We start from the raw sequence: 23,930 nt of genomic DNA on the forward strand, positions 1-23,930 counted from the left end.
GCGCGTGGACGTCGGGCAAGACCGTCACACGAGGATCTGGGGCAGGCGGTAGCGGTGTGATCTGTCACGCGGCCGTGGCGACGTGTCGTAGAGATCGGACCCGCACAGTCGTGGCGCATTGCTTGCGAGCGCCGTCATCGCGACCGAGTGCGGAGCCAGTACGTCTTCCGGGATTCCAGGAAGAGCAGCCAAGGGCTAGGGCATCTTGCATCCAGAGTACCCATCGTCGTGTTCACATCACGTAAGGGGAGTGGCGGCGACGAGACCCGCTCTCCGATCACCTGCGATGTTCGCGGTTCGGCGGTCCTGGCCAATCCTCCAGCTGCCCCCCCCGGTGGGCGCCGGTAACGGCGGTCCCAACGGTCCTGCCGGTGACTTCCGCCCACACGTAGTGCGGGATGAACCCGCGCAGCGTTCCGTGCCGCATCCGGGCGAGGATCGAGGACGGCTCACCCCGCTTCAGCGCCGCGGTGACGTTCACCGCGTGTGCGGGGAATGGACGCAGACAGCTGTGGCTGAGGCCCTCTGGCGAGTCGCCGCTGCCGCCACAGCCGTCCCCACGCCCACAGAGGCCTGTGGGCGTGGGCAGGGAACAGTCGGCTGCTGTGGATGTTGCTGAACCCACCGTCTCTCATGGGGTTCGAATATCTAACCGTCACTTAGACGGAAATCTATCGCGGTCAGAGTAGACATTGGGTGGTGGTGTGGTTATGGTTTCTCTCGTAGCCGAGATCGAGCAAGGCCCGGCAGAGACGAACTGCCGGGCAGCAGTACCCGCAGTTGCAGTGCGCAGGACGGTGCGGTGGTGGAGTTCCGAAGCCAGAGCGGTTGCAGGACGGTGACGGGGCTGACGACCGGACCGGGTGGCCCGCAGTGATCAGGGGCCGCCGCGAGCAGGACCGCAGTACGAGCAAGTGCAGTTCGCGGTACCCAGCAGTGAAGTAAGTGAGCAGCACCTCGGTGAAGGCGTCGGCTGTGGACGCGCGTGCCGGGAGGTTCGGCAGTGGGGTTCTAAGCCAGAGCAGATGCAGGAGCGGCGACGGGGCTGGCTGCCGGAGCGTGACGCTGACACAGGTCACCAGCAGTTCGCAGTACAAGCAGTTCCGTGGAGTAGCTGAACAAGAGGGAAGAACGGAGGAGCCAGGCGCCATCAGGATCGCCCGGGCGGATTCACTGGGCCCGGGTACCGCAGGACATCGATAGTGAGGTGGTCTCCGGTCAAGCAACCGCGATCCCCGCAACCCCGACGGCTTCCAGGTCGGGTCAGCGGAAACAGAAGGCCGGCGCAGCACTAGGGCCGGTAGATGGTGTAGCAGTTCCTTCGGGGCTCGGGTGCCAATACGGCACCCGGGCCCCTCCACGCGTTCCACAGAGAGGTGCAATGACAGCAGACGACTCTTTCGGCCGTCTCGATGACGACGACTACCCCGCCTACACCATGGGCCGGGCCGCCGACATGCTCGGCACCACCCAAGGCTTTCTACGCGCCATCGGCGAAGCCCGCCTCATCACCCCGCTGCGCTCCGCCGGCGGCCACCGACGCTACTCCCGCTACCAACTGCGCATCGCCGCCCGCGCCCGGGAACTGGTCGACCAGGGCACCCCCATCGAGGCCGCCTGCCGCATCGTCATCCTCGAAGACCAACTCGAAGAAGCCCAGCGCATCAACGCCGAACACCGCCGCGCCACCGAACCGGCGAACCCCACGGCCGCGGCCTGAGACGGCTGAGACCTACGGCATCCCCACAGTTCGTCTTCCGCTGGCCACGTGCTCGCGCCACATCGAGCAGGAACTGCGAGCGATGTGGGCCGAGTCGCGCTTCCAGGTCTCGCCGAAGACGGGGAACCGACGAAATGCGGCTCGCGAGGCGGCGGAATACACGAGGCGGGTGAGCGGGCCGGGCGACCGACGCGGTTCTGAGCGCGCGTTCGAGATGGTCGCAGAACGAGGCGGGGCTGCACCTGTGGCACAAGTGCGCCCGCGCGGAGTGAAATCCGCGGGGTCCCCGCCGATCGCTGAACTCCCCAAGGCCGGCCCCCGACCCTCAGCCCTTGCCGAAGTGCACCGCGGGGAAGGCGCCCGCTGCCCTGAGGATTTTGGAGAAGCCGCCGGCCAGTTCGGTGAGGCGTGCGGTGGCGGCCGGGCCTATGTGGTCGTACGGGGCGGCGTCGAGGCGGTCGGTGAGCACCTCGGTCTCGCCGCGCAGGGCCGTGCCCTCCTGCGTGAGGTCGCCTGCCTCGTCCAGCAGGCCGCGCTCGCGCAACTGGTCCCGGGCGGTGTCCCATTGCTGTGCGGACCACCCGCGGGTCCGCATGAACAGCGCCGATGTCGGTGCCATGCCGGTGGCGTTGTGCAGGACCAGCGCCTCGATGCCGGACAGGCCGACGATCGCCAAGGCGGCGAGGTGACCGTCACCCCGGTGTTCGCGCAGAAGCGTCGCCGCGTGCCACAGGGCCAGGTGCGGCTCCTCGGGTACGGGGAGATCGGCGTTGGCGGCGTACAACGGCCGCGCCTCCCGCCGGCAGGCTTCGGTGGCGTGCAGCGCCAGTTCGGCCGCCTCGGTCATTTCCGTGGATGCGAGGGCCTCCTTGCCGAGCAGCCGCTGCAGCGTCCGGTCCGCGCCGCGCAGCCGTGCCGTGAGCACCTTCTGCGGTGTGGTGACGGTCCACGCGGCGGGGATGTACCGCCGTACGTGCTCATGGTTGAAGTTGAAGAACGTCGCTGTGACGGTGCCCGCGTCGACAGTGCCGAGAGGTGCGGCGCGGCCCGCGAGGTAGACCATGGGGCCGCGCTCAAGACCTAGTGCCGTGAGTTCTTCCTCGGGCTCCGGCGCGAAGTACATGGCCGCGTGCAGAGGGCTGACGGCGTTGTGACAGTGGCGGCCTGCGCTCGCCTCGATGGACGTCATGCTGTCGCTCCGGGTTCGTCGGTGGGTTCGTGGTGGGGGCAGTCGGTCAGTCCGGCCGCAGTCTGGGTGAGGTGCTGGGTCAGGACCTCGGCCGCGGTGTCGGCGTCGCGGGCGAGCGCGGCCTCCTCAAGCCGGCGATGCTCCAGGGCGCCGTCCCGGTCGGGGTTGCGGTGTGCCGACCAGCGGCGGGCCAGCTCGCTCGCTGTCCACAGCCGGTCGAAGGTCTCCAGCAGGACGGGGTTGGCGCACCCCTCAAGGAGGGTGCGGTGGAAGACCCGGTGGGCTTCGGCCCATGTGCTGCTGTAGTGCTCGCCCTCCTCCGGGACGAAGGCCGGGGTGCGGGTCAGGCGGTGGTGAGCGGCCCGCACCCGGGCTTCCCAGTCGACGTCGCCGCGTTCGACGGACATGCGCAGCATGACCGGTTCGATGGTCCGGCGGGCCTCTGCGATCTCCTGCCAGCGGCCGTCGGAGTAGGCGGGGACGGCGAAGCCACGGTTGGGCAGCCGGTCGGCGAGGCCCTCGCCGACCACCCGCACGAGCGCCTCACGCACGACGGCCAGGCTCACGCCCTGCTCTTTTGCGAGGTCCTGGGGTTTGAGGGCATCACCAGGGGCGTGGTCTCCGCGCATGATCGCGTCCCGCAGGTGTGCGTAGACCTGCTCGGAGAGCATCTGCTTCCCCGATGAGGGTGAGGTGTGAGTCATCTGGGTCATGCCCACACAATAGACGATCTGAGTAATAATCGATTATCGATGCTATGGTCGATCTCGGTGGTGAGGGGAAGCGTGACCACGTCGCCCCCTGACGCCGCCACGGCGGAACTCCGTCGGCCGCATCACCGCCACCCCCACAGCGCACCTGAGAGGCACAACACCATGAGTTCCAACGACCCCTTTGCCCGTCTCCCCGAGGCGGCCTCTTTCACCGTTGTCAGCACCACCGTCACCGACGGCAGCCCCTGGTCGATCGAGCAGTACTCCGGCCTCTCCGGCGTTCCCGGCGGGAAGGACGTCTCTCCGCAACTTTCTTGGAGCGGCGCCCCGGAAGGCACCAGGAGCTACGCCGTCACGGTCTACGACCCCGACGCCCCCACCGGGTCCGGGTTCTGGCACTGGGCGGTCGCCGACATCCCCGCCACCGTCACCGAGCTGCCCGAAGGTGCCGGCGACGACACCGGCTTGGGCCTGCCCGGGGGCGCCTTCCAACTGCCCAACGATGCCCGTGCGGCCCGATTCATCGGCGCCGCCCCGCCGGCCGGACACGGCCCGCACCGCTACTTCACCGTGGTGCATGCCCTCGACGTCGAGTCCATCAACGTCCCCGCCGACGCCACCCCGGCCGCCCTCGGCTTCACCATGGCCGGGCACATCCTTGGCCGCGCGGTCCTGACAGCCACCGCTGAGACTTTCGCCTGAAGAACAGCCATAAGGCCCGCGCCGAGCGCGACCAGGCCCTCCTCCTGGTCAACGTCCGGTGGGAAGCGTTGAGGACTGCGGCGAACCGGCTGGCCACTCCGTCGCTGAGCCGAACGGGTGACGGGTGATGGGCGCTCAGGGCTTCAAGATCATCCATTGCCCCTTTGGCGCATATCTCGGTCACACCCCATCTCTGTGCGTGTTCCAGCACGAGGAATAGCTCCTCCGTTGCCGGGAACTGGCTCATGGCACGGTCGTCGCCCAGCTCGTGCAGATCCCGCAGGCGATCGACGATCGGCGCGCTCTCGATCGCCCCGAGCCGGATCGGTGAGCGCTTCGACGGGGCTTTCGAGCGGGCTTCGTAGGCTTCCTCACCACCTTCGAAGTCTTAGCACCCAGCCCGTTCCCAATCTGGGAACGGGCGTTTCCCACCCGGATCGACGACAGAGCCGTACGGAAGTTCTTCGGGAATCTCCACATCCCTACGCGGGATCCCCACTCTCCGGTGGCCATGTTTCAGCAGGTCAGCGAATTCCGTCGGTTGGCCGAGGACGACGGTGCTGCGGAAGGACACCAGCGGCAGGCTGACGTCGGTGATGTCCAGCCAGGTCTCGACGTCGCCGACACCCTCGACGGCGACCGTGCGGCGGGTCGCGGCACGGTTCCACTCCCGCCACGCCCGCCGGGCGGGGTCACGGGTCTCGAAGACGAGATGGCCGCCCGGCCGCAGCGCGGCATGGATTCCGTGCAGGGTGTCTTCCCACGCCTCCGGGTCGACGATCGCCTGGGCCACGTTGGCGGTCATGGTGGCGAGGTCCACCCGCATGTCCGGGAGCGCCGTCGCGTCGCCGTGGAGCCATCGCACGCGTTCGCTGCCGGGCTTGGACCGCGCGACGTCGAGGGAGGCCGCGGCCGGTTCGACGCCGCACCCGCAGCCCTCGATCCGCGAGGAGCAGGGCGAGCGTGCCCGTGCCGCAGCCGACGTCGAGCACCTGACGTGCCTTCAGCTCCGCTGCCAAGTCGGCGTACACGTCCAAGTCGCTGCGGTCGGGGTCGAGCGGATCGTAGAGCGCCGCCAGCCTGGGATGCTCGTAGGCCTCGTCTGCCACGCCCGGGAGGCTACCAACGGGAGCGGCGGGGGAGGCACCGGTTTTCGTGCCTCCCCCGCCGCTCCAGCCGTGACCTATCGGCCGACGGTCAACTCCTGGATTCCCGCGGGCTTCTTCGCGTCCTTGGAGGTGAACCTCACCCGGACGTAGCGGGCCGATCCTCCGTCCGGCGAGGCGGTGTTCCAGTGCTGCCCGTCGCGCGACGTCTGCACCGTGTGCTTCGCCGGCTTCACGTCCGTCCAGTGCGGGGTGATCTTGGAGATCCGGGAGACCTCGCCGAGGTCCGCGGTGAGAGTGGCGCGGGTGGTGTCGGGGACCCAGGCGGTGGCGGTGCTGCCGTCGAGTGCGGCGTTCGCGTACTGACCGGGCTGCTCCGAAGTCGCCTTCGCCGCATGGCACCTGGCGAGGTTGTCGGTGGGCTCCAGGTCCGGGCGGCGGGTCTTGAGGTGCGCGGGCGCGCCCTGACTGACGACCTGCTTGCCCTGCGGGGTCTCGATCTCGAAGGGCTTTCCGTGGGTGAGGCGCACCGTCGTCTCGTGCGCGCCGATGGCGATGTCGTATGTACGCCCCTGCCAGTGCTGCCCGTTGAGCTTGACGCCCTGGGACAGCTGCGGCGGCAGCATCGGGTCGAGGTGCACGCTGTTCTCACGCATCCGCTGCCCGGTCAGGCCGTTGGTGAAGACCTGGAGGAAGCCGCCCTGGCCGGTCGTGAAGTTCTGCGCCGGGGAGCCCGACAGCGGGTCGGAGGCCCCCGCCTTGTCGCCGCGCGCCTCCGAGAAGAGGTTGAACGGACCGCGCGTGAAGGGCCGGATGGAACGCTCCAGGTAGGTGTACGCGGAACAGCCGGGCTCGCCGATGGCGGCGGCGTCGATGGCGTGCACCGAGTCCGTCATGGCGGGGCCGTCGGGGTCGGTGCGGGCCGCGTAGTAGTCGAGGGTGTTGGTGGCGGCCTGCTTCGACATCGGCCACTCCAGCGGGTACATCAGGAGCACGGTGTCCGCCTGCTTGATGACCGAGCCCTGGTAGCCGTCGTACTGCTGGAAGACCTGCTTCTTCTTGTCGTAGGGGATGCGCAGCTTGTCCGCGACGGTGTGCCAGCTCGCCGGTGCGTCCTCGCCGAGGATCTTCGCGACGCGGGAGGCGGTGCGCAGGGTGGTGGCGGCGCCCGCGTTGGTGAAGACGCCGTCGTCGACGCCGTTGCTGTACTCGTCGGGCCCTGCGACGTCCTTGATGGAGTAGCTGCCGTCGGCGTTGCGCGTGGCGCGGTCGGCCCAGAACTCGGCGATCCCTCGGATCACCGGCCAGCCACGGGTGCGCAGCCACTGGGTGTCCTTGGTAGCGAGGTAGTACTGCCAGGTGGCCAGGGCGACGTCGCTCTGCAGGTGGTTCTGGGTGCGGCAGTGCGGCGGGTCGACGCTGTGGCACTCGGACGTGAGGTCGCCCTTGCTCGCGCTGGTCCAGGGGTAGAAGAGGCCGGGGTGGCCGAGCTTCTCGGCATTGGCGCGGGCGCCGTGCCGGGTGCGGTAGCGGTAGTCCACCACGGACTTGGCGAGGTCGCGGTGGGCGGCGAGCAGCGCCGGGTACATCCAGGTCTCCGCGTCCCAGAAGACGAGCCCCGCGTAGTTGTCGCTGCTCAGACCGGTGGGGGAGATGCTGTTGGCCGAGCCGGTGCGGGTGCTGGAAAGCAGCCCGTACTGCGCGGACCGCACCCACGACTGGAGTTCGCCCTGGTCCCTCTGCCGGGGCACCTCGATGTCGCTGCGCCACAGCTTGCGCCAGGCGGCGGTGTGCCCGGCGAACAGGGCGTCCCAGCCACGCCCGGCCGCACGCTGCGAGGCCGTGACAGCGGCGCGCTCGGGGGCGCGGGAGGTCAGCGCGGTGTCGACGCCGACGTACTTGGTGAGCTCATAGGTCCGGCCGGACCGGACGGGGACACCGACTGACTGCTGGGCGCTCAACTCGCGGCCGGGAGCTGAGGTTTGTTCATTTCCTGTACGCACGCCGTGCCCGGCCCGGAGTGTCGACGCGACCGTGCCTTCGGTCTTCGTGCCCTGCGTACGGAACCCCACGGCCATGGTGTGCCCTCCGGTGCGGGCGCCGCCGCCGGTGGGCGTCACGCGCCGGGCGCCGCGGCCGTCGATGCGGTCGGTGACCTTCGCGCTGCCGTTCCAGTGCGGGGTCATGCGCAGTCGTACGGCGCCGACGTGCGGGTTGGCGCGGTCCGCGAGGACGTCGTAGGTGAGGTCGGTGGCCCGGCCGTCGGCGGCCGTCCAGGTGAGCTCGGTCCGCACCAGGCCGCGGCGCAGGTCGAGGCTCTGCCGGTAGTGCGAGATCCGGGAGGCCTTAGTCGCCGAGGTGAACGTCTCGGAGTCGGGTCCGTCGGTGGACACCGTGAGAGGGGTCCAAGTGGGGATGGCGGCTGCCACCTGGCGGTTCTCGGTGGTGTCCTTGTTGTGCGCGTAGAGACCGGACACGAAGGAGCCGTCGTAGCGGGGGGTGAACAGCGGCCATCCGGTCTTGGCGTCGGAGTCGGCGTAACCGGCTCCGTTGGGCGCGACGCGCTGACCGAGATAGCCGTTGCCGACGAAGGCGTGGTACGTGTCCTTCGCGTCGAGACGGTTCGACGTCAGCGTCCAGCCGTCGGCGGGGGAGGGCGCGGGCGTCGTCGGCTCTTCGGTTCTCGGGGTCGCGATGTCGGCCGCCGCGGTGGGGGGAACGGCCGCCGCCAGCACACCCACGAGGAGGGGTGCGATGAACCGGGCCGTGCGGGGGAGGGACCTCATTGTGCTCCGTTGCGGGGTCGCCGGGGAAGGTCAGGCGACCATAAAGATGTGAACGGTCCGCGTCAATGAATCGCGCACTGTGTTGAAGAATCAAACGAACTCGCGAGTAAGGCCCGCCATTGGACCAGGTTCTCGGCGCGTGTCCTCGGCCCTAGTCCTTGTCGCCCCGCGCCCACAACGAGCGCACGTGCCCGAGATGGCGCGTCATGCACTGTTCCGCCCCTTCGGTGTCGCCCGCCACCATCAGGTCCAGGAGCTCGATGTGCTCCTGCGCCGACGGGATGAGCCGGCCGCGCTCGTCCAGCGCCGTCAGTCCGTACAGGCGGGCGCGCTTGCGCAGGTCGCCGACGGTCTCGACGAGCCGTTCGTTGCCGCCGAGCGCGAGCAGGGAGAGGTGGAACTGCCGGTCGGCCTCCAGATAGCCGATGAGGTCGTGGTCGCGGGCCGCGCGCACGATCTCGTCGGCCACGGGACGCAGCCGCTCGAGCTCCGCGCGCGACGCGGAGCGGGTGATGCGGCCGATCATGGGAACCTCGATCAGGGTGCGGATCTCGGTGTACTGGTCGAGGTCGCGCTCATTGACCTCGGTGACCCTGAAGCCCTTGTTGCGGACCGGCTCCACCAGGCCCTCGCGGGCCAGATCGAGCATCGCCTCGCGCACCGGCGTCGCGGAGATCCCGAAGTCCTCGGCGAGGACGGGCGCCGAATAGACCTCGCCGGGCCTGAGTTCACCGGATATCAGCGCCGCCCGCAGATGGTGGGCGACCTGGTCGCGCAGCCGCTCCCGGGGAGTGACGAGGGTGCGCTGTGGGAGGTGGCCCATGGTGGTGATCCCTTCGTGGCCCGCACGTCGGGGCCCGCGCGCCCGCGCCCGAGTAGATCACCAGCGTACAATGTCACGTTGTTTTCGCCCCAGGATCTGGTGCGCCCTCAGAGCACGCGGCCTGGGTGAACGGCCCGGCGCGGTAGGGGAGTTGCGAACCGTCCCGGCGTCTGAGGGGTTGTCAGTACCATTTCACATTACTACGTTACGCATCACATGGCGTGACCCTCGCTCCTCAAGGACCGCTGGCGGCCCGGCAGTTGATGCCGGGAAGCCCCTCCTCGCCATGCGCACGCACTGCTTGCCCCACCTCCCACACACCAGGAGCCTGTCGTGCACCAACCCCGAACCCTGCGCAGATCCGTGGTCGCCGCGGCGATATCCGTGACGCTGTGCGCCACGGCCGCACCCGCCGTCGGCGCGGACGCCCCCGCTCCCGACCGGCGTCCGGCCACCGCCTCGCCCGCCGCGCCGGGACCCGAGGCCCCGAGCCCGTTCGACCGGGTGGACCGTCGTGCCAGCGCCCCGAAGCCGGTCGCCCGGAAGCTCCCCGCCCCCGGCGGACTCCGCGACGGCCGCGTGCCCGGCCCCCGTACGAAGAAGACGAAGGGTGCGGCCGACGTGCCCCGCGCCACCGTCGGCAAGACGTCGGTGCCGTGCACCCTCGACGGCGTCAAGGGCCTGTCGCCCGCGGAGTTCACCGCGTTCCTCGCCGATCCGGCCGTCACGGCCGACGGCTGTCTGCGCGGTCTCATCTGGACCTGGGACCAGCGCCTCGCCCCGGTCATGTCGCGCGCCCACATCCAGGCCGTCTCGCAGCGCATCAGCCGGCTCGCCGCATCGCACGACGGCACCAACGGCAGCCACCTGCTCGAGATGTTCACGTACCTGCATGCCGTCTCGTACCAGGCGTTCTCGCACGACGAGGTCGACATCACCGACCCGTCGACCCTGGCCGCGATGCGCCAGGCCGTGGACGCCTTCGGCGCGTCCGCCCGTGCCTTCGACGTCACCCGCTCCAACGCCGAGACGCTGCGCGAGGCGCTGACCGCGGCCAGCGCGACGGGGCTTCGCCAGCATCAACTCCCGCTCGTCAAAAGGGTCCTGGCGACCATGGATGCCGCCCACCCCGACACCGCACAGGACACCAGCTGGGGCGGCGCGGCCCTCTCCGCGCTCACCCTGAACTACCTCGGGGTCTACCCCGGCAACCAGGACACCGCCTTCCGCGCCGCGGTGGCCGCCGACGCCTCCTACCGCGCCGCCTTCAAGGCCTTCGCCGGACACACTCACCTCAAGGGCAGGACCAACGCCTGGGTGGTGCGCGACGCGCTGAGCGAGTACGGCCGCATGGGCCAGATCGACGCCCTGCGCACCGAGATCGTCGCCGGGCTCGGCCCGCTCCTGGACACCACCGTGCGCAACTTCGGTGACGGCAGCGCACCGTGGGCGAAGGTCGTCACCTGGCTGATCGAGTTCGACGCCTGCAAGCCGTACAAGGTGTGCAGAGCCGACATCGAGCGCCGCCTCTTCCCGCAGACCTACGCCTACGACGCCGGCGGCCTGAAGGTCCGCACCGCACTCGACCGCGACACCGTCGACCAGCTCTACTACGCGAGCAAGCAGGTCAAGGCCCAGTTCCACCGCGTCGTCGGCACCCAGGAGCCGCTGGGCGGCGACCCCAACACCACCCTGAACACCGTCCTGTACGCCTCACGCGCCGACTACGAGAACTACCACCCGCTGCTCACCGGCATGGGCACCGACAACGGCGGCGTCTACATCGAGCGGGGCGCGACCTTCTACACCTACCAGCGGCGCGTGCCGCAGGACTCCTCGCTCACCCTCGAGGAGCTGTTCCGCCACGAGTACACGCACTACCTGAACGGCCGCTGGGCGGTGCCCGGATTCTTCGGCGAGGGGCCGTGGTACGAGGGCGACCGGACGACGGCGATGGACGAGGGCACGGCGGAGTTCTTCGACGGCGCCACCCGCGACGACGGCATCAAGGTCCGCAAGTCCCTGATCCAGGGCATCATCGACGACACCGCGGGCGGCGGGCCGCGCATGAGCGTCGACCAGCTGCTGCACGCCACCTACGACGGGGACGGCTTCCGCTTCTACGACTACGCGGGCGCGTTCTTCGAGTTCCTGTGGACCGAACGCCCCGCGCTCATCAAGGAGATGTACCGTCACCTGCGCTCCGACAACCCCGGTGCCTTCGACGCCTGGCGCGACCGCCTCGGCCGCGACGCCGGGCTGCAGAGCGCCTACGACGCGTTCCTCGACAAGCAGATCGCGCACGTCGACGACCTGTTCGTCCCCGACACCAAGTACGTCCCCGTCGACCAGCTGCGCGCCGCCACCGCCGACCAGATCCGCTCCTCGTTCGTGGCGACGACCGGCATCACGCCCGACTGCCGCTCCACCGGTGCCCCCGCGCGCCCGCGCTTCGTGTGCACCGGCCGGATCACCGCGAACCTCGGCGACGCGGCCGACCCCGACCTCGTCTTCAAGGACATGTCCGAGACCGTCGACGCCTACATCCTCGACCGCGCCGCAGGGGGCGAGAACAACCTCACCGACATGAACTGCACCTTCGGCGAGGTCGACATCTGGACCAACGGGCGCGCCGGGACATCGGACTACGCCTGCGAGGGCCCGCTGCGCGGCTGACGCGCCCGACACGCCCGACACCCCTACGACACCGGTGATTTAGCCGATGTCCGCACACCGCGGGCACCGCCACGGTGGGGACCGCCAACGAACACGGCGGTCTCCACCGGGGCGTCTCCTTCTCCTCCCGGCCGGTTCCGCCATGACCGAGAGGACCCCTCCGTGCGCCTGCACGTCTTCTCCCGCCCTGTGGTGCGGGCCGCTCTGGCCGCCGCGGTCGCCACCGCCGGCCTCCTGGGCACCGGCCTCGCGCCCGGCGCCCAGGCCGCCGCCGAGAACCCGTACGAACGAGGCCCCGCACCGACCGTCTCCAGCATCGAGGCGTCGCGCGGCTCCTACGCCGTCTCGCAGACCAGCGTCTCGTCGCTGAGCGTGTCCGGCTTCGGCGGCGGCACCGTCTACTACCCGACGTCCACCGCCGACGGCACCTTCGGCGCGGTCGTCATATCCCCGGGCTTCACCGCGTACCAGTCGAGCATCGCCTGGCTCGGCCCGCGGCTCGCCTCCCAGGGCTTCGTGGTCTTCACCATCGACACCAACACGACGCTCGACCAGCCCGACAGCCGGGGACGCCAACTCCTGGCCGCGCTCGACTACTTGACGAAGTCGAGCTCGGTGCGGGGCCGCGTGGACGCCTCACGGCTCGGCGTGATGGGGCACTCGATGGGCGGCGGCGGCACCCTGGAGGCCGCCAAGAGCCGCACCTCGCTGAAGGCGGCGATCCCGCTGACAGGATGGAACCTCGACACGACCTGGCCCGAGCTGCGGACGCCGACTCTCGTCGTCGGCGCGGACGGTGACACCGTCGCCCCTGTCTCCAGCCACTCCGAGCCCTTCTACCAGTCGCTGCCGAGCAGCCTGGACAAGGCGTACCTGGAGCTCAACGGCGCCTCCCACTTCACGCCGAACTCCTCCAACACGACGATCGCGAAGTACAGCATTTCCTGGCTGAAGCGGTTCATCGACAACGACACCCGCTACGAACAGTTCCTCTGCCCGCTGCCGAGGCCGAGCCTCACCATCGAGGAGTACCGGGGCAACTGCCCGCACACCTCCTGAGCCTGATGACCCGTCATGGGGGCCCGTCGTCCGTCGCCGGTCAGCCGGCGGCGGACGACGTGTGCCGTGCCCGAACCCGGGGACTGTGCCCGCGCACACCCGAACGCGGTGGCCGTTGGGAGCGTGCCCAGCCGCGCGGACGCGGGGCTTCCGGGCTGTGTTACGCGGAAGTAACGTGCGGGCGTGACTCTTTCGACGACCGTACCCGGCGCGCTCCGGCCCCCCGAGCTCCACGGCCGCCGCGAGGAGATCGCCGCCGTGGAATCCCTGGTGGGGCGCTTGCGGGCCGGTCGCGGCGGCGCGCTCGTGCTGGCCGCGCAGCCCGGCTTGGGCCGCACCGCACTCGTGGAGCACGCGCGGGGCATCTGTCCCCCGGTCCCGTCGGTCCAGCTGACCGCTCCCGCGGCGCTGCCACGGCAGGGCCCGCTGCTCGTCTGCGTCGACGACATCCACGCCTGGCCGTCGGCGGCCCGGTCCGCCCTCCTGGCCGACCTTCGCCGCCTGCCCGCCGAGAGACCCGTTGCCGTCCTGCTCACCGTCGCCGAACACCACGCAGGCGCAGGGGAGTTGGGTGGGCCGGTCACGCTGCGTCTGGGCCCGCTCGACGACACCGCGGCCGCCGCGCTGCTCGACCGGCTCACCCAGGGCTCGGCCGACCCGGTCGTCGGCGCCTGGCTGATCCGCGAGGCCGTGGGCAATCCGCGCCTGCTCACCGCGCTCGCCGCGGCCCTCACCCCCGACCAGCTGGCCGGACGCACCCCGCTGCCCGACCCCCTGCCCGGCGGCGAAGACCTCCTCGACGCGTACGCCGCCCGCATCGACGCCCTGCCCGCCGACGCGCGCGCCCTGTTACTGCTCGCCGCGGCAGCCGCGGAGCACGAGCCCGACGGCGCGGGCGCGGACCTCGCCCTGCTGCTGCGGGCCGGCGGCGACGCCTCCGGCCTCGCGCCCGCCGAAGCGGCCGGCGCGGTCGTGGCGGCGGGCGGGCGTATCCACTTCACCCACCCCCTCCTGCGCCGCGCGGTGCTGCGCCGAGCCCCGCTCGCCCGGCGCAGAGCCGCCCACGCCCGCCTCGCCGCGGTCTGCCGGGACAGCCTCTCGCGCCTGGTCCAACTCTCCTGCGCGGCAGGGGACCACGACGCGCGGCTCGCCGGGGACCTCGCCGAAGCCGCGATCGCACCGCACCCGCACGCCGGGCGGTCCGCCGCCCTGGCCCGCGCCGCGGCGCTCACCGCCGACCCGACGCTGCGCACCGACCGGCTCGCCGCCGCGGCTGAGGCGTCCCGTCTCGCCGGGGACCCCGTACGGGCCCGCGCCCTGCTGGCCCGCACCGCCGCCGTCCCCGCCCACGGCGGCGTCCACCGGGTGCGCGGCCTGTTGTCCCTCGCCGACGGACCGGCCGCCGACGCCAGGGAGGAGTTGATCACCGCCGCCGTGCTGCTCCCGCCCGAACCGGCCCGCCACGCCCTGATCGGCGCGGCGGAGGCGGCCTGGGCGATGGGCGACGCCGTGGCCTACCGGGAGGCGATGACACGGGTCCCCGCCTGCGCCGACGACCCGGCCCTCGAGGCGTACCGCGCCGGGATGTGCGCGGTCCTCGCGGGCCGCACCGCCGAGGGGCACGCCCTGCTGCGCGGCTGCCTGGACGACGTACCCGCGACGGGCGACGCGGCCGGGCTGCTGCGCGCCGGAGCCGCGGCCCTGGTCGTCGGCGAGGTCGAGGCCGCCTGCGGAGCGGGCGCCCGAGCGCTCGCGGCCGTACGCGCTTTTGGCCCCGAGGTCCTGCTGCCGCGCGCCCTGGAGCACCTGGCGTACGGAGAACTGCGTGCGGGCCGGCACACCAGGGCCCGGGCCCACGCCCTGGAAGGGCTCAGGGCCGCGCGGCGCACCGGGCAGCCCAACGTCGCCGTCTCGTTGCACGCCGTCCTCGCCCTCGCCGCGTCCGTGGAGGGCGACGCGGAAGCGTGTACGGCGCACGCGGCAGCCGCCGCGGCGGGCGCGGGGCCGCACGGTCTCGCCCAGGCCGCCACGCTCGCCGTCTGGGCCGTCGCCCGAGCGGATCTCGCCGCCGGGCGCCCGGGGGACGCGGCCGCCCGGCTGGCCCCGCTGGTCGCCCCGGGGCCCAGGTGCGGGCACTTCGCCGTGCGGATGCTGGCCGTCCCCTGCTTCGTGGAAGCCGCCGTCCAGGCCGGGCGTACCGCGGAGGCCCGCGACGCCACGGCGGAGTTCACCCGCTGGGCCGGGGCCACCGCCGACCGGCTCGCCCCGGCCCAACTGGCCCGCTGCCGCGCCCTGCTGGCGCCGCCGCAGCACACGGCCGCCGCGTACGAGAACGCCCTGGCGCACCACGACCGCACGCCGGGCGAGTTCGAACGCGCCCGTACGCAGCTGCTGTACGGCCAGTGGCTGCGCCGTAGGCGCCGTACCCGCGAGGCGCGCGGGCCGCTGCGGGACGCGCTGGTCGGCTTCGAGCGGTGCGGGGCGCGCGCCTGGGCGGACCGCAGCCGAGGTGAACTGCGCGCCGCGGGCGAGGCGGTGGCGGGGGAGCGGGAGCCGGGCCCCGGGCCGCTGGAGGCGCTGACCCCGCAACAGCAGCGCATCGCCCGTCATGTGGCCGAGGGGGCCACCAACCGCGAGGTGGCGGTGCGCCTGTCGGTGAGCCACCGCACCGTCGACCACCACCTGCGCAATGTGTTCGCCGCGCTGGGCGTCCGCTCCCGCGTCGAGCTGTCGCGACTGCTCGCCGGCGACGGAGGGTTGCCGGACCGTGATGAGGAGATTGCCGCACACCTCTAGGTACCGACTGGGCGGTATGCCATTCTTCGGGCGTCAGGAAGATCCGGCAGTGCGCACACTCCCCGTGGAGGCCCCATGCCACACGTTCTGCGGTCACGGGTCGGGCCCCTGCACGAAGTGCCCGCCATCAGCCCGCTCGCACCCGGCTCACGTTCGCTCCTGGACTCCGAGGCGGTCGCCGTGCTGCACCGGGCGGCCCGCGCCCTGCTCCGCGACCTGGCCACGATGACCGACCGGCTCGTCGCGGAACTGGGCGAGCAGGAGCCCGCCTACCGCGCGGACATCGAGGCCCGGCCCACCGAGGTCTGGCAGGAGGTGCACCGCTCCCTGCGGCACAGCGTCACCTCGCTCCTCCAGCCGGGGGAGACCCGGGAGGCCGCCCACCGCACGTCCATGCAGATCGCCGGGGTACGCGCCGAACGGGGCCTGCCGCTGGACGCGTTGCTGCACGCCTTCCGGCTCGGCGGCGCGATGGTGTGGCAGGGCCTGGTCGACGAGGTCTCGCGCGGCAACCCCGACGACATGCGGCTGCTCATCCATGTCGCCACGGACGTATGGAACTTCGTCGACGAGCACTGCGGTGTCGTCGCCGACGCCTACCGCCGCACCGAGCGCCGCATGGCCTGGCAGCACGAGAACCGGCTGCGGCTGCTGACGGCGGGCCTCCTGGACGGCAGCGCCCGCCTCACCGACCTGCCCACCGCCGCCGACGTCCTTGGGCTGCCCGAGGACGGGTGGTACGCCGTGATCGCCGTGGCGGGGGAGGACAGCCGCCTCACCCTGCCGACAGGGACACGGACGCTGCGCCACGCTGCGTCCGGGGTGCAGTACGCCCTGGTGCTGCTCGGCGACGCCGAGGGCGACCCGGCGGCCGAACTGTCCGCGCTCAGCGCGGGTCTGGCCCTGCCGGTCGGGGCCCGCGCCGGCATCGGCTCACCCGTGGAGGGCCTCGCCGCCGTCCCGCACGCCCGCCGCCTCGCCGACACGGCGCTGCGCGCCTGCCCCCGCAGCGGCGGCGCCGTGCTCCTGGACGAACGCCTGCCCGACGCCCTCGTCGTCTCGTCACCCGAGCTGGCGGAGGCGCTGGCCGAACGCGTCCTCGGTCCGCTGCGCTCCCTCGACCCCGCCGACCGGGAACTCCTCCTCGACACGCTCGTCGTCTGGCTGGAGAGCGACGGCTCCGCGCAGCGCGCGGGCGCCCGCCTCTACTGCCACCGCAACACCGTCCTCAACCGGCTGCGACGCGTCGAGCAGTTGACCGGCCGCAGCCTCACCAGGGTCGGCGACCTCGTGGAGATCTCGCTCGCGCTGGGGGCCCGCAGGCTGCTGGGAGGGTGAGCGTGCGACGGCGGTTGCAGCGGGTCCTACGGGTATGCCGAAATCCGGGCTCGGTGAGCAGCGGTGCCGTCCGCGCGGCACCTGAGTCGGTGGCGATCGCGCGGGCCGTGTCGCGCGTCAGCCGGTGAACCCCGGCACCACCAGACCTGATTCGTACGCGATCACCACCGCATGGGTCCGGTTCTGCGCACCGAGCTTGAGCAGCACGTTCCCGACGTGCGTCTTCACCGTCTCCAGGCTCACCATGAGCGACGCCGCGATCTCCGGGTTCGACAGGCCGGTCGCCATCAGCCGCAGCACCTCCTCCTCCCGCTCCGTCAGCGCAGCCTTCGGCAACGCCTCCGCGGAGCCCAGCGGGCGGGCGGCGACCATCCGGCGCAGGGCCGCCGGGAACAGGATCGCCTCCCCCGCCGCCACCACCCGTACCGCCTCGGCGATCTGCCGGACCGGAAGCCGCTTGAGCACGAACCCGCTGGCCCCCGCGCTGAGCGCAGCGGTGACATAGCCGTCGTTCTCGAAGGTGGTGATCATCACGACCTTCGGCGGTTGTGCCGAATCGGCGAGGAGGTGCCGGGTGGCCTCGATGCCGTTGCGGCGCGGCATCCGTACATCCATCAGCACCACGTCGGGGCGCAGCCGCCGCGCCTGCTCGACCGCCTCGACGCCGTCGGCGGCCTCGCCGACCACCGAGATCCCCGGCTGCGCCGCGAGCAAGGTGCGCAGACCGCTGCGGGTCACCTCGTCGTCGTCCGCGATCAAGAGGGTGACGGGGGCAGGGGCAGGGCTGGTGGCGGCGGGGCGGGAGCCGGCGCCCGTCATGGCGGCCGAGCCCGCGTCGGCGGCGGTCATGCCGCGACCCGTACCGGCAGCCGGACCGCGAGGCGCCAGTGCCGCGGCCCGTCCGGGCCGGCCTCGATCTCACCGTGCAGCAGCCGCACACGCTCGGCAAGGCCGGGCAGGCCGTGCCCTGACGTCCGGAAGACACCCGCGCCCGAACGCGTGCCCGCGCCCGCCCCACTGACCACGCCATTGACCACACCGAGCTCAAGGCAGTCCGGCAGGGCCGCCACCCGGACCCCGATCGGACCGCCCGCCCCGTGCCGCAACGCGTTCGTCAGCCCTTCCTGGAGAATCCGGTACGCGGCCCGGGAGAGCGTCCCCTGCACCTGCGCCAACTCGCCCGACAGCTCCACCTCAAGGACCGCGCCCGCGTGCCGCAACCGGTCGAGCAGCTCGGGCAGGTCGGCCAGGGTCCGGGTCGGTGCCGTCTCCGCCTTCTCCTCGCGCAGTACGCCCAGCACGTAATCCAGGTCCTCAAGGGCGGCCCTGGACGACTCCTCGATGCTGCGCAGCGCGGCCCGTGCCGCCACCGGGTCGGCGGACAGCACCTCGCCCGCGACCGCCGCCTGGATCGTGGTCGCGGTCAGCGTGTGCCCGATCGAGTCGTGCAACTCGTGGGCCAGCCTGTTGCGTTCGGCGAGGCGCTGCTCCCGCTCGGCCATCAGCGCGAGCCGCTCGGCCGACGAAGGACCCAGGAGCCCGGGCGCCAGCCGCCGCAGCACACTCGTCACCACCACGCACACGACCGCCGCGAGCAGCAGACAGCAGAGCGCCACCACCCAGCTCCGCCATCCGCCGTCGGACCGCAGCGACCGGCCGGACAGACTCAGCCCGGCTTCGGCACCGAGCCAGCCTCCGGGGAGGGCGATCCCCGTCAGGACCAGCACGCCGCTCGTCAGCGCCCCCGTCCACCCCAGCGCCACGTGCAGCAGCAGCCAGAGGGGAGTTCGCCAACGGTCGGCGCCGGACGGCACGGCGGCAGGGGTCGGCAAGGACACCCTCAGAAGTTGGCGGGCGAACGAGACCAGTGCCCGCCGCGAGGTGCGGGCAAGGCCGACCGAGCCGATCAGTGCCGCCCAGACCAGGAGGACCAGGACGGCCTGCACTCCATAGGGAGCGGATGGCCATGCCAACGTCGGCAGCACGGCGAACGGCAGCAGCGGAAGGCTCGCCAACGCGCCGCAATAGGCGAACAGCATGCCCGAATACGTGGAGCCGCGCAGCAGCGGCCGGAGTCCCCTGATCATTGTCGCCCCAGTATGACCGGGCAGTTCAGCGATGGCCTCCCCCGATCGAGGGAGCACCTTCTCCCGCCTTTCCGCGATGCGCATCCGCGATGCCGGAAGCCAGGATCGTGCCCTGAACCTTTGACCGGAGGACGTTTGATGAACACGCAAGGAATAGAGATGCCACCGCATCACACGGCATCGGCCAACGGCTTGGCCGGGGCCGCCCTGGTGCTCGGCGTCATCGGCTTGAGTACGTCGGTCTTCTTCATCGGCGGTCTGTTCGGCGGCATCGGTCTGATTCTGGGCATCGTCGCCCTGACGACGGCCAAGCGGACCGGTATCGGCCGGGGCAAGGCTCTCACCGGCGTGGTGACGTCGGCGATCGCGATCGCGGTGTCCGTCCTGGTCACCGTCTTCTTCGTCTGGTACGCCAACAAGACGCAGGAGTGCTACCAGCCCGACAGCTTCCAGCAGTACAAGCAGTGCGTCCACCAGCAGCTCACCGGGAATTGACCGGCGTCGGGCGACTTCTCCTCAGCAAGGACGAGCATCACTGTGCGAAACACGCGAATTGCGTCTCTCATGGTCGTCGGTACCGCGGCGACTCTCCTTACGGCATTTACACCCGCCACGACCTCTTCCATGTCTGGGGCATCCGCGGCCAAGGACCCTCTGCGGCAATACACCCAACAGGCACCACGGTGGCAGCGCTGCGACGCGAAGAACCCCGCCACCTATCAGTGCGCGACACTCAAGGTGCCGCTGAACTACAGCGATCCCGGAGGCAAGAAGACGGACATCGCGATATCCCGGCTCAAGGCAAGCAGCCCGAAGGAACGACGCGGCATTCTGTTGCTCAACCCCGGCGGTCCTGGCGGGCCGGGCCTGGATCTGCCCGTCAGCGAAGTAGCGGACTTCTCTAGGGAAGTGACGAGACAGTACGACCTCATCGGGTTCGACCCGAGGGGTGTCGGTCGGAGCTCGCCCGTCAGCTGCGGACTGACCGCCGACGAACAGGACCTGGAGCGCCCGTACAAGAGTGAGTCCTTCGCGAAGGACGTGGAGTGGGCCCGCACGGTGGCCGACAAGTGCCGGGCCAAGGAGGGTGACAGGCTGCGCCACCTCACCACCCGCAACACCGCCCGCGACATGGACGTCATCCGTGCCGTGCTGGGAGAGAAGAAGATCTCCTACGTGGGGTTCTCCTACGGCACCTACCTCGGCGCCGTCTACACGCAGATGTTCCCCCGGCGAACCGACCGGTTCGTGCTGGACAGTGCGGTCGGCCCCGCGCGGTACGGGCGGGGCATGTTCCGGGCGATGGCGGAGCGGGCCGGGCCCGCCTTCACGCGATGGACCCAATGGACTGCCCGGCGACACGCGACGTATGAACTGGGCCGCACCCCGGCCGAGGTCCGCAAGACGTTCTGGGACCTCGTCGCCCAGGCCGACCGCAAACCCATCGACTTCGGTGGGACGCTCTTCACCGGTGACGCCATCCGCGCTCAGCGCGCCACGTTCTCCCGCGTTGAGAAGGCCGCCACATGGATCGCCGAACTGAAGACGGCGGCCGAGGGCAAGAAGCCGGCTCCGTCCGGCACGCCCGAGCAGGTCCCGGGCCCCCGCCGGCCGACGTCATCCCGTGACGTCCCATCGGACAACGAAACCGCGAGTGCCTGGGCCGTCCTCTGCGCCGACACCCGCACGTCGTGGCCGCGCGACCCCGAGCAGTACCGCCGCGACGCGATCCGCGACAAGGCCCGGTACCCGCTGTCCGGCGACTTCGAGTCCAACATCAAGCCGTGTGCCTTCTGGAAGCCTGGCAGCGAACCCAGGACAACAGTGGCCAACGAGGTCCGTGCGCTCATCCTGCAGAACGAGTGGGACCCTCAAACGCCCCCGGCCGGAGGCCAGTCCATGCACCGGGCCCTGCGCGGATCCCGGATGGTCACGGTCGCCGGCGGAGAGGGCCACATCGTCAACGGCACCAACTCCTGCGCGGACAAGAGCGCCACGGTCTACCTGACCACGGGCAGGCTCCCGGCCAAGGACCTGACCTGCCGAGCGCCTGCCGGGCAGTAGGCGTAAACCCGCACGCTTCCTGGGTGGGGCCTTCCACCGACGGAAGGCCCCACCTCACGGAGCCCGGATCAGACCACCGGCACCGGCACCGGCACCGGGTACGTCGGGTACTCGACCCCGGAGATGTGCTGGACGACGCGGATGACCTGGCACGAGTAGCCGAACTCGTTGTCGTACCAGAGGTAGAGGATCGCGTTGTCGCCGTCGACCTTGGTCGCGCCGGCGTCGACGATCGACGAGTGGCGCGAGCCGACGAAGTCCATGGAGACGGCGTCCGGAGCGGTCGTGAAGTCGATCTGGCGCTTCAGCGGCGAGTGCAGCGAGATGTCGCGGAGGTGGTCGAGGACCTCCTCGCGGGTGGTCTCGCGGCCCAGGCGCAGGCTCAGGATGGCGATCGAGACGTCCGGGACGGGGACGCGGATCGAGCTGCCGGTGATCGGCGCCTTCAGGTCGGGCAGCGCCTTGGCGACGGCCGAGGCCGCACCGGTCTCCGTGATCACCATGTTCAGCGGCGCGGAGCGGCCGCGGCGGTCGGCCTTGTGGAAGTTGTCCAGGAGGTTCTGGTCGTTCGTGAACGAGTGGACGGTCTCCACGTGGCCGCGCAGCACGCCGTACTCGTCGGCCATGGCCTTCAGGGGCGGGACGATCGCGTTCGTGGTGCAGGAGGCGCAGGACAGGATCTGCTCGTCCGGCTTGATCGTGTCGTGGTTGACGCCGTGCACGATGTTCGGGACGTCGCCCTTGCCCGGCGCGGTCAGGACGACCTTGTCGACACCGGGGCGCAGGTGCTTGGAGAGCCCCTCGCGGTCGCGCCACTTGCCGGTGTTGTCGATGAGGATGGCGTCCTTGATGCCGTACGCCGTGTAGTCGACCTCGGAGGGGTCGTTGGCGTAGATCACCTTGATCTCGTTGCCGTTGGCGATGATCGTGCTGTTCGCCTCGTCGACGGTGATCGTGCCCTGGAACTGGCCGTGGATGGAGTCACGGCGCAGCAGCGAGGCGCGCTTGACGATGTCCTGCTCGCCGCCCTGACGGACGACGACGGCGCGCAGGCGCAGTCCGTTGCCGGAGCCGGCCTTCTCGATGAGCAGGCGGGCGACGAGGCGGCCGATGCGGCCGAAGCCGTAGAGGACGACGTCGCGTCCCTCGCGGCTCTCGATCTTGTTGGCGCCCGTCGCGCCGGCGACGGCCTCGGCGGTGAACTCCGCCACCGACAGACCGCGGCCGTCGGTCCTGTACGCCTCGGCGAGCAGGCCGACGTCGATCTGGGACGGACCGAGATCGAGCGTGGTGAGCGTCTGCAGGAACGGCAGCGTCTCGGTGACGGAGAGCTCCGCACCGGCGATCTGGCGGGCGAATCGGTGGGTCTTGAGGAGGCTGACCACCGACTTGTTCACCAAGGAGCGGCTGTGGAGCAGGACGGTGACGTCCCGCTCCCGGTGCAGCTTCCCGATGATCGGGATCATCGACTCCGCGATCTCCTCGCGGTTCTTCCAGTTGGTGAACGAGTCGTCATTGACAGTCACAGGTTTATCTTTCGAGCTAGGCGGCGCTCATATGCTAACCCGGAGCCACTTTGATCTTTCAATCGGTGCCGCCCAGCCCGCCTCAGGGAGGATTCAAAGACGGACGGCGACGGCGTTGAACGTCGTCCCGGGCTCCTGCGGGCTGGTGAACCGGGCGTTGACGAGGTAGAGGCGATCGCCCCAGCGGGCCGCTGTGGTGGGGACGTCGAAGCGGGGATCGGTGATCGTGCGGCGCAGCGTGGCGGTGCCGGCCCTGGTGTCGAGGTCGAACACACTGATGAGGTTCAGCCGGTTCTGTACGACATACAGCGTGCGGCCGATGCGCAGCAGGCCGTCGCCGTTGACCACGTTCGCCGCGCCGACCAGGGTGATCTCGGTGGCGTGCCCGGTTTTGAGGTGTACGCGGTAGAGCTTGCCCGGTGAGCTGCTGACGACGATCAGCCCTCGGCCGTCCGGGGTGTCGACGATGCCGTTCGCGTTGATCACGTCCGGCGTCTGCACCCAGTCCCCGCCGAGCCTCAGGGTGCGCACCTCGCCCTTGCGGCCGCGCGGGACGCCGTACAGGGCGTTGTCGCGCGAGTCGGTGAACCAGGCGCGGTCGCCGAGGAGGGCGACGTCGTTGATGAAGTGGCCCGCCGCCTCCGTCAGTTGGTACGTGGCCACCAGCTTGCCGCTGCGGGTGTCGATGACCCGCGCCACTCCGGTGTTCCCGGCGACGTAGAGCAGGCCGTCGTCGTCCAGCTTCAGGCCGACCGCGACCGTGCCTGCGGCGCCCTCGTAGAAGACCTCGCCCCGGCCGGTGCGCAGGTCGGTGCGGTAGACGGCGCCGTTGGCGCGCGAGCCCATGTAGGCGTACGGCTTTCTGCCGATGGCGATCCCCTCGGGAAGGAAGCCGTCGGGGAGCGGGAACTCGGTCGGCCAGGTGGCGCCCTGTGCGGCGGTGGCGGCGCCGGCCGTTGCGGTGCCGGTCGCCACCGCGAGGGCCGCGACGGCGGCGCCGCCGATGATGGTGCGCCGGGACGGCTGGGTGTGATTCCGGTGACTACGGGTCATGGTTCCGGGCCTCCGTGAAGAGAGGGGGGAAGAGAGGGGAGAGGAGCGGGGGCGGGAGTCTGCGAACTCTGCGACGGGCTCGGCCCCAACTCGCGGGCGAGCCAGGTGAGTTGACAACGCGGCGTCACCCGCCGGAGTTCCCTCGCGTCCCGCCCGCATCGCCACGCGCCTTTCGGAGCGACAGCGCCTCGTGGGCCTGCGCGTCCGCCTCGCGCGGGTCAAACCCTGCCTACGCGACCCCATAAGTCGGCCTTATGGGTCCATAGATCCAGCCCGGGTACTAACTTAGGAT

Annotated in this window: 16 protein-coding genes and 1 pseudogene; 8 read left to right on the plus strand and 9 right to left on the minus strand. The window is 71.0% G+C overall.

Annotated features, from left to right (window positions below):
- The first annotated feature begins 1,381 nt into the window (after positions 1 to 1,381).
- A complete protein-coding gene (locus ACIGXX_RS03870) occupies positions 1,382 to 1,720 on the plus strand; it encodes a MerR family transcriptional regulator (RefSeq protein ID WP_351156191.1) in 339 nt (112 codons plus the stop codon).
- Between the two features lie 325 nt (positions 1,721 to 2,045).
- On the opposite strand, the gene ACIGXX_RS03875 is transcribed toward ACIGXX_RS03870, so the two are convergent.
- Both ACIGXX_RS03875 and ACIGXX_RS03880 read right to left on the minus strand, forming a co-directional pair.
- Complete coding sequence (locus tag ACIGXX_RS03875) at positions 2,046 to 2,909, minus strand: hypothetical protein (protein WP_399972429.1); 864 nt, start codon at positions 2,907 to 2,909, stop codon at positions 2,046 to 2,048.
- Positions 2,906 to 3,622 carry a GntR family transcriptional regulator gene (locus tag ACIGXX_RS03880; RefSeq protein ID WP_351156186.1) on the minus strand — a complete coding sequence of 239 codons (717 nt, stop codon included), beginning with the start codon at positions 3,620 to 3,622 and terminating at the stop codon, positions 2,906 to 2,908. Before ACIGXX_RS03880 ends, ACIGXX_RS03875 begins: the two co-directional genes overlap by 4 nt.
- A gap of 162 nt (positions 3,623 to 3,784) precedes the next feature.
- On the opposite strand from ACIGXX_RS03880, the gene ACIGXX_RS03885 reads away from it, so the two are divergent.
- Positions 3,785 to 4,324 (plus strand): YbhB/YbcL family Raf kinase inhibitor-like protein, encoded by a 540-nt coding sequence (locus tag ACIGXX_RS03885; RefSeq protein ID WP_351156183.1) that lies wholly within the window; start codon positions 3,785 to 3,787, stop codon positions 4,322 to 4,324.
- Positions 4,325 to 4,874: 550 nt separating this feature from the next.
- On the opposite strand, the pseudogene ACIGXX_RS03890 reads toward ACIGXX_RS03885, so the two are convergent.
- The 3 genes and pseudogenes from ACIGXX_RS03890 to ACIGXX_RS03900 form a co-directional block, all read right to left on the minus strand.
- Positions 4,875 to 5,433: pseudogene (locus ACIGXX_RS03890) on the minus strand (class I SAM-dependent methyltransferase); the annotation flags it as partial.
- A gap of 74 nt (positions 5,434 to 5,507) precedes the next feature.
- Positions 5,508 to 8,216, minus strand: a complete 2,709-nt coding sequence (locus ACIGXX_RS03895) for a discoidin domain-containing protein (protein ID WP_399972433.1) — start codon at positions 8,214 to 8,216, stop codon at positions 5,508 to 5,510.
- Between the two features lie 151 nt (positions 8,217 to 8,367).
- A complete protein-coding gene (locus tag ACIGXX_RS03900; protein WP_351156175.1) occupies positions 8,368 to 9,039 on the minus strand; it encodes a GntR family transcriptional regulator in 672 nt (223 codons plus the stop codon).
- 333 nt (positions 9,040 to 9,372) lie between these two features.
- Here ACIGXX_RS03900 and ACIGXX_RS03905 point away from each other — a divergent pair, with 333 nt between their 5' ends.
- The 4 genes from ACIGXX_RS03905 (at position 9,373) to ACIGXX_RS03920 (ending at position 16,908) form a co-directional block, all read left to right on the plus strand.
- Positions 9,373 to 11,715 carry a collagenase gene (locus ACIGXX_RS03905; RefSeq protein WP_399972437.1) on the plus strand — a complete coding sequence of 781 codons (2,343 nt, stop codon included), beginning with the start codon at positions 9,373 to 9,375 and terminating at the stop codon, positions 11,713 to 11,715.
- 162 nt (positions 11,716 to 11,877) lie between these two features.
- Complete coding sequence (locus tag ACIGXX_RS03910) at positions 11,878 to 12,774, plus strand: alpha/beta hydrolase (protein WP_361464763.1); 897 nt, start codon at positions 11,878 to 11,880, stop codon at positions 12,772 to 12,774.
- 183 nt (positions 12,775 to 12,957) lie between these two features.
- A complete protein-coding gene (locus ACIGXX_RS03915; RefSeq protein WP_399972440.1) occupies positions 12,958 to 15,570 on the plus strand; it encodes a LuxR C-terminal-related transcriptional regulator in 2,613 nt (870 codons plus the stop codon).
- A gap of 75 nt (positions 15,571 to 15,645) precedes the next feature.
- Positions 15,646 to 16,908, plus strand: a complete 1,263-nt coding sequence (locus ACIGXX_RS03920; protein ID WP_351156164.1) for a helix-turn-helix domain-containing protein — start codon at positions 15,646 to 15,648, stop codon at positions 16,906 to 16,908.
- A 117-nt stretch (positions 16,909 to 17,025) separates the two neighbouring features.
- On the opposite strand, the gene ACIGXX_RS03925 is transcribed toward ACIGXX_RS03920, so the two are convergent.
- Together ACIGXX_RS03925 and ACIGXX_RS03930 are read right to left on the minus strand one after the other, a co-directional pair.
- A complete protein-coding gene (locus ACIGXX_RS03925; RefSeq protein ID WP_383824144.1) occupies positions 17,026 to 17,757 on the minus strand; it encodes a response regulator in 732 nt (243 codons plus the stop codon).
- Complete coding sequence (locus ACIGXX_RS03930) at positions 17,754 to 18,995, minus strand: sensor histidine kinase (protein WP_399972445.1); 1,242 nt, start codon at positions 18,993 to 18,995, stop codon at positions 17,754 to 17,756. Before ACIGXX_RS03930 ends, ACIGXX_RS03925 begins: the two co-directional genes overlap by 4 nt.
- Positions 18,996 to 19,154: 159 nt before the next feature.
- On the opposite strand from ACIGXX_RS03930, the gene ACIGXX_RS03935 reads away from it, so the two are divergent.
- Together ACIGXX_RS03935 and ACIGXX_RS03940 are read left to right on the plus strand one after the other, a co-directional pair.
- Positions 19,155 to 19,490, plus strand: a complete 336-nt coding sequence (locus tag ACIGXX_RS03935) for a DUF4190 domain-containing protein (protein ID WP_351156159.1) — start codon at positions 19,155 to 19,157, stop codon at positions 19,488 to 19,490.
- 69 nt (positions 19,491 to 19,559) lie between these two features.
- Positions 19,560 to 21,059, plus strand: a complete 1,500-nt coding sequence (locus ACIGXX_RS03940) for an alpha/beta hydrolase (RefSeq protein ID WP_399972448.1) — start codon at positions 19,560 to 19,562, stop codon at positions 21,057 to 21,059.
- A gap of 68 nt (positions 21,060 to 21,127) precedes the next feature.
- On the opposite strand, the gene ACIGXX_RS03945 is transcribed toward ACIGXX_RS03940, so the two are convergent.
- Together ACIGXX_RS03945 and ACIGXX_RS03950 are read right to left on the minus strand one after the other, a co-directional pair.
- The gene (locus ACIGXX_RS03945; RefSeq protein ID WP_361464750.1) at positions 21,128 to 22,585 is read right to left on the minus strand and encodes a glyceraldehyde-3-phosphate dehydrogenase; all 1,458 of its coding nucleotides are present in this window, start codon (positions 22,583 to 22,585) and stop codon (positions 21,128 to 21,130) included.
- A gap of 93 nt (positions 22,586 to 22,678) precedes the next feature.
- A complete protein-coding gene (locus ACIGXX_RS03950; RefSeq protein ID WP_361464747.1) occupies positions 22,679 to 23,638 on the minus strand; it encodes an SMP-30/gluconolactonase/LRE family protein in 960 nt (319 codons plus the stop codon).
- Positions 23,639 to 23,930: the final 292 nt, after the last annotated feature.

Origin of the sequence: Streptomyces sp. NPDC055243, from assembly GCF_044544025.1 — a bacterium.
Taxonomy (GTDB): Bacteria; Actinomycetota; Actinomycetes; order Streptomycetales; family Streptomycetaceae; genus Streptomyces.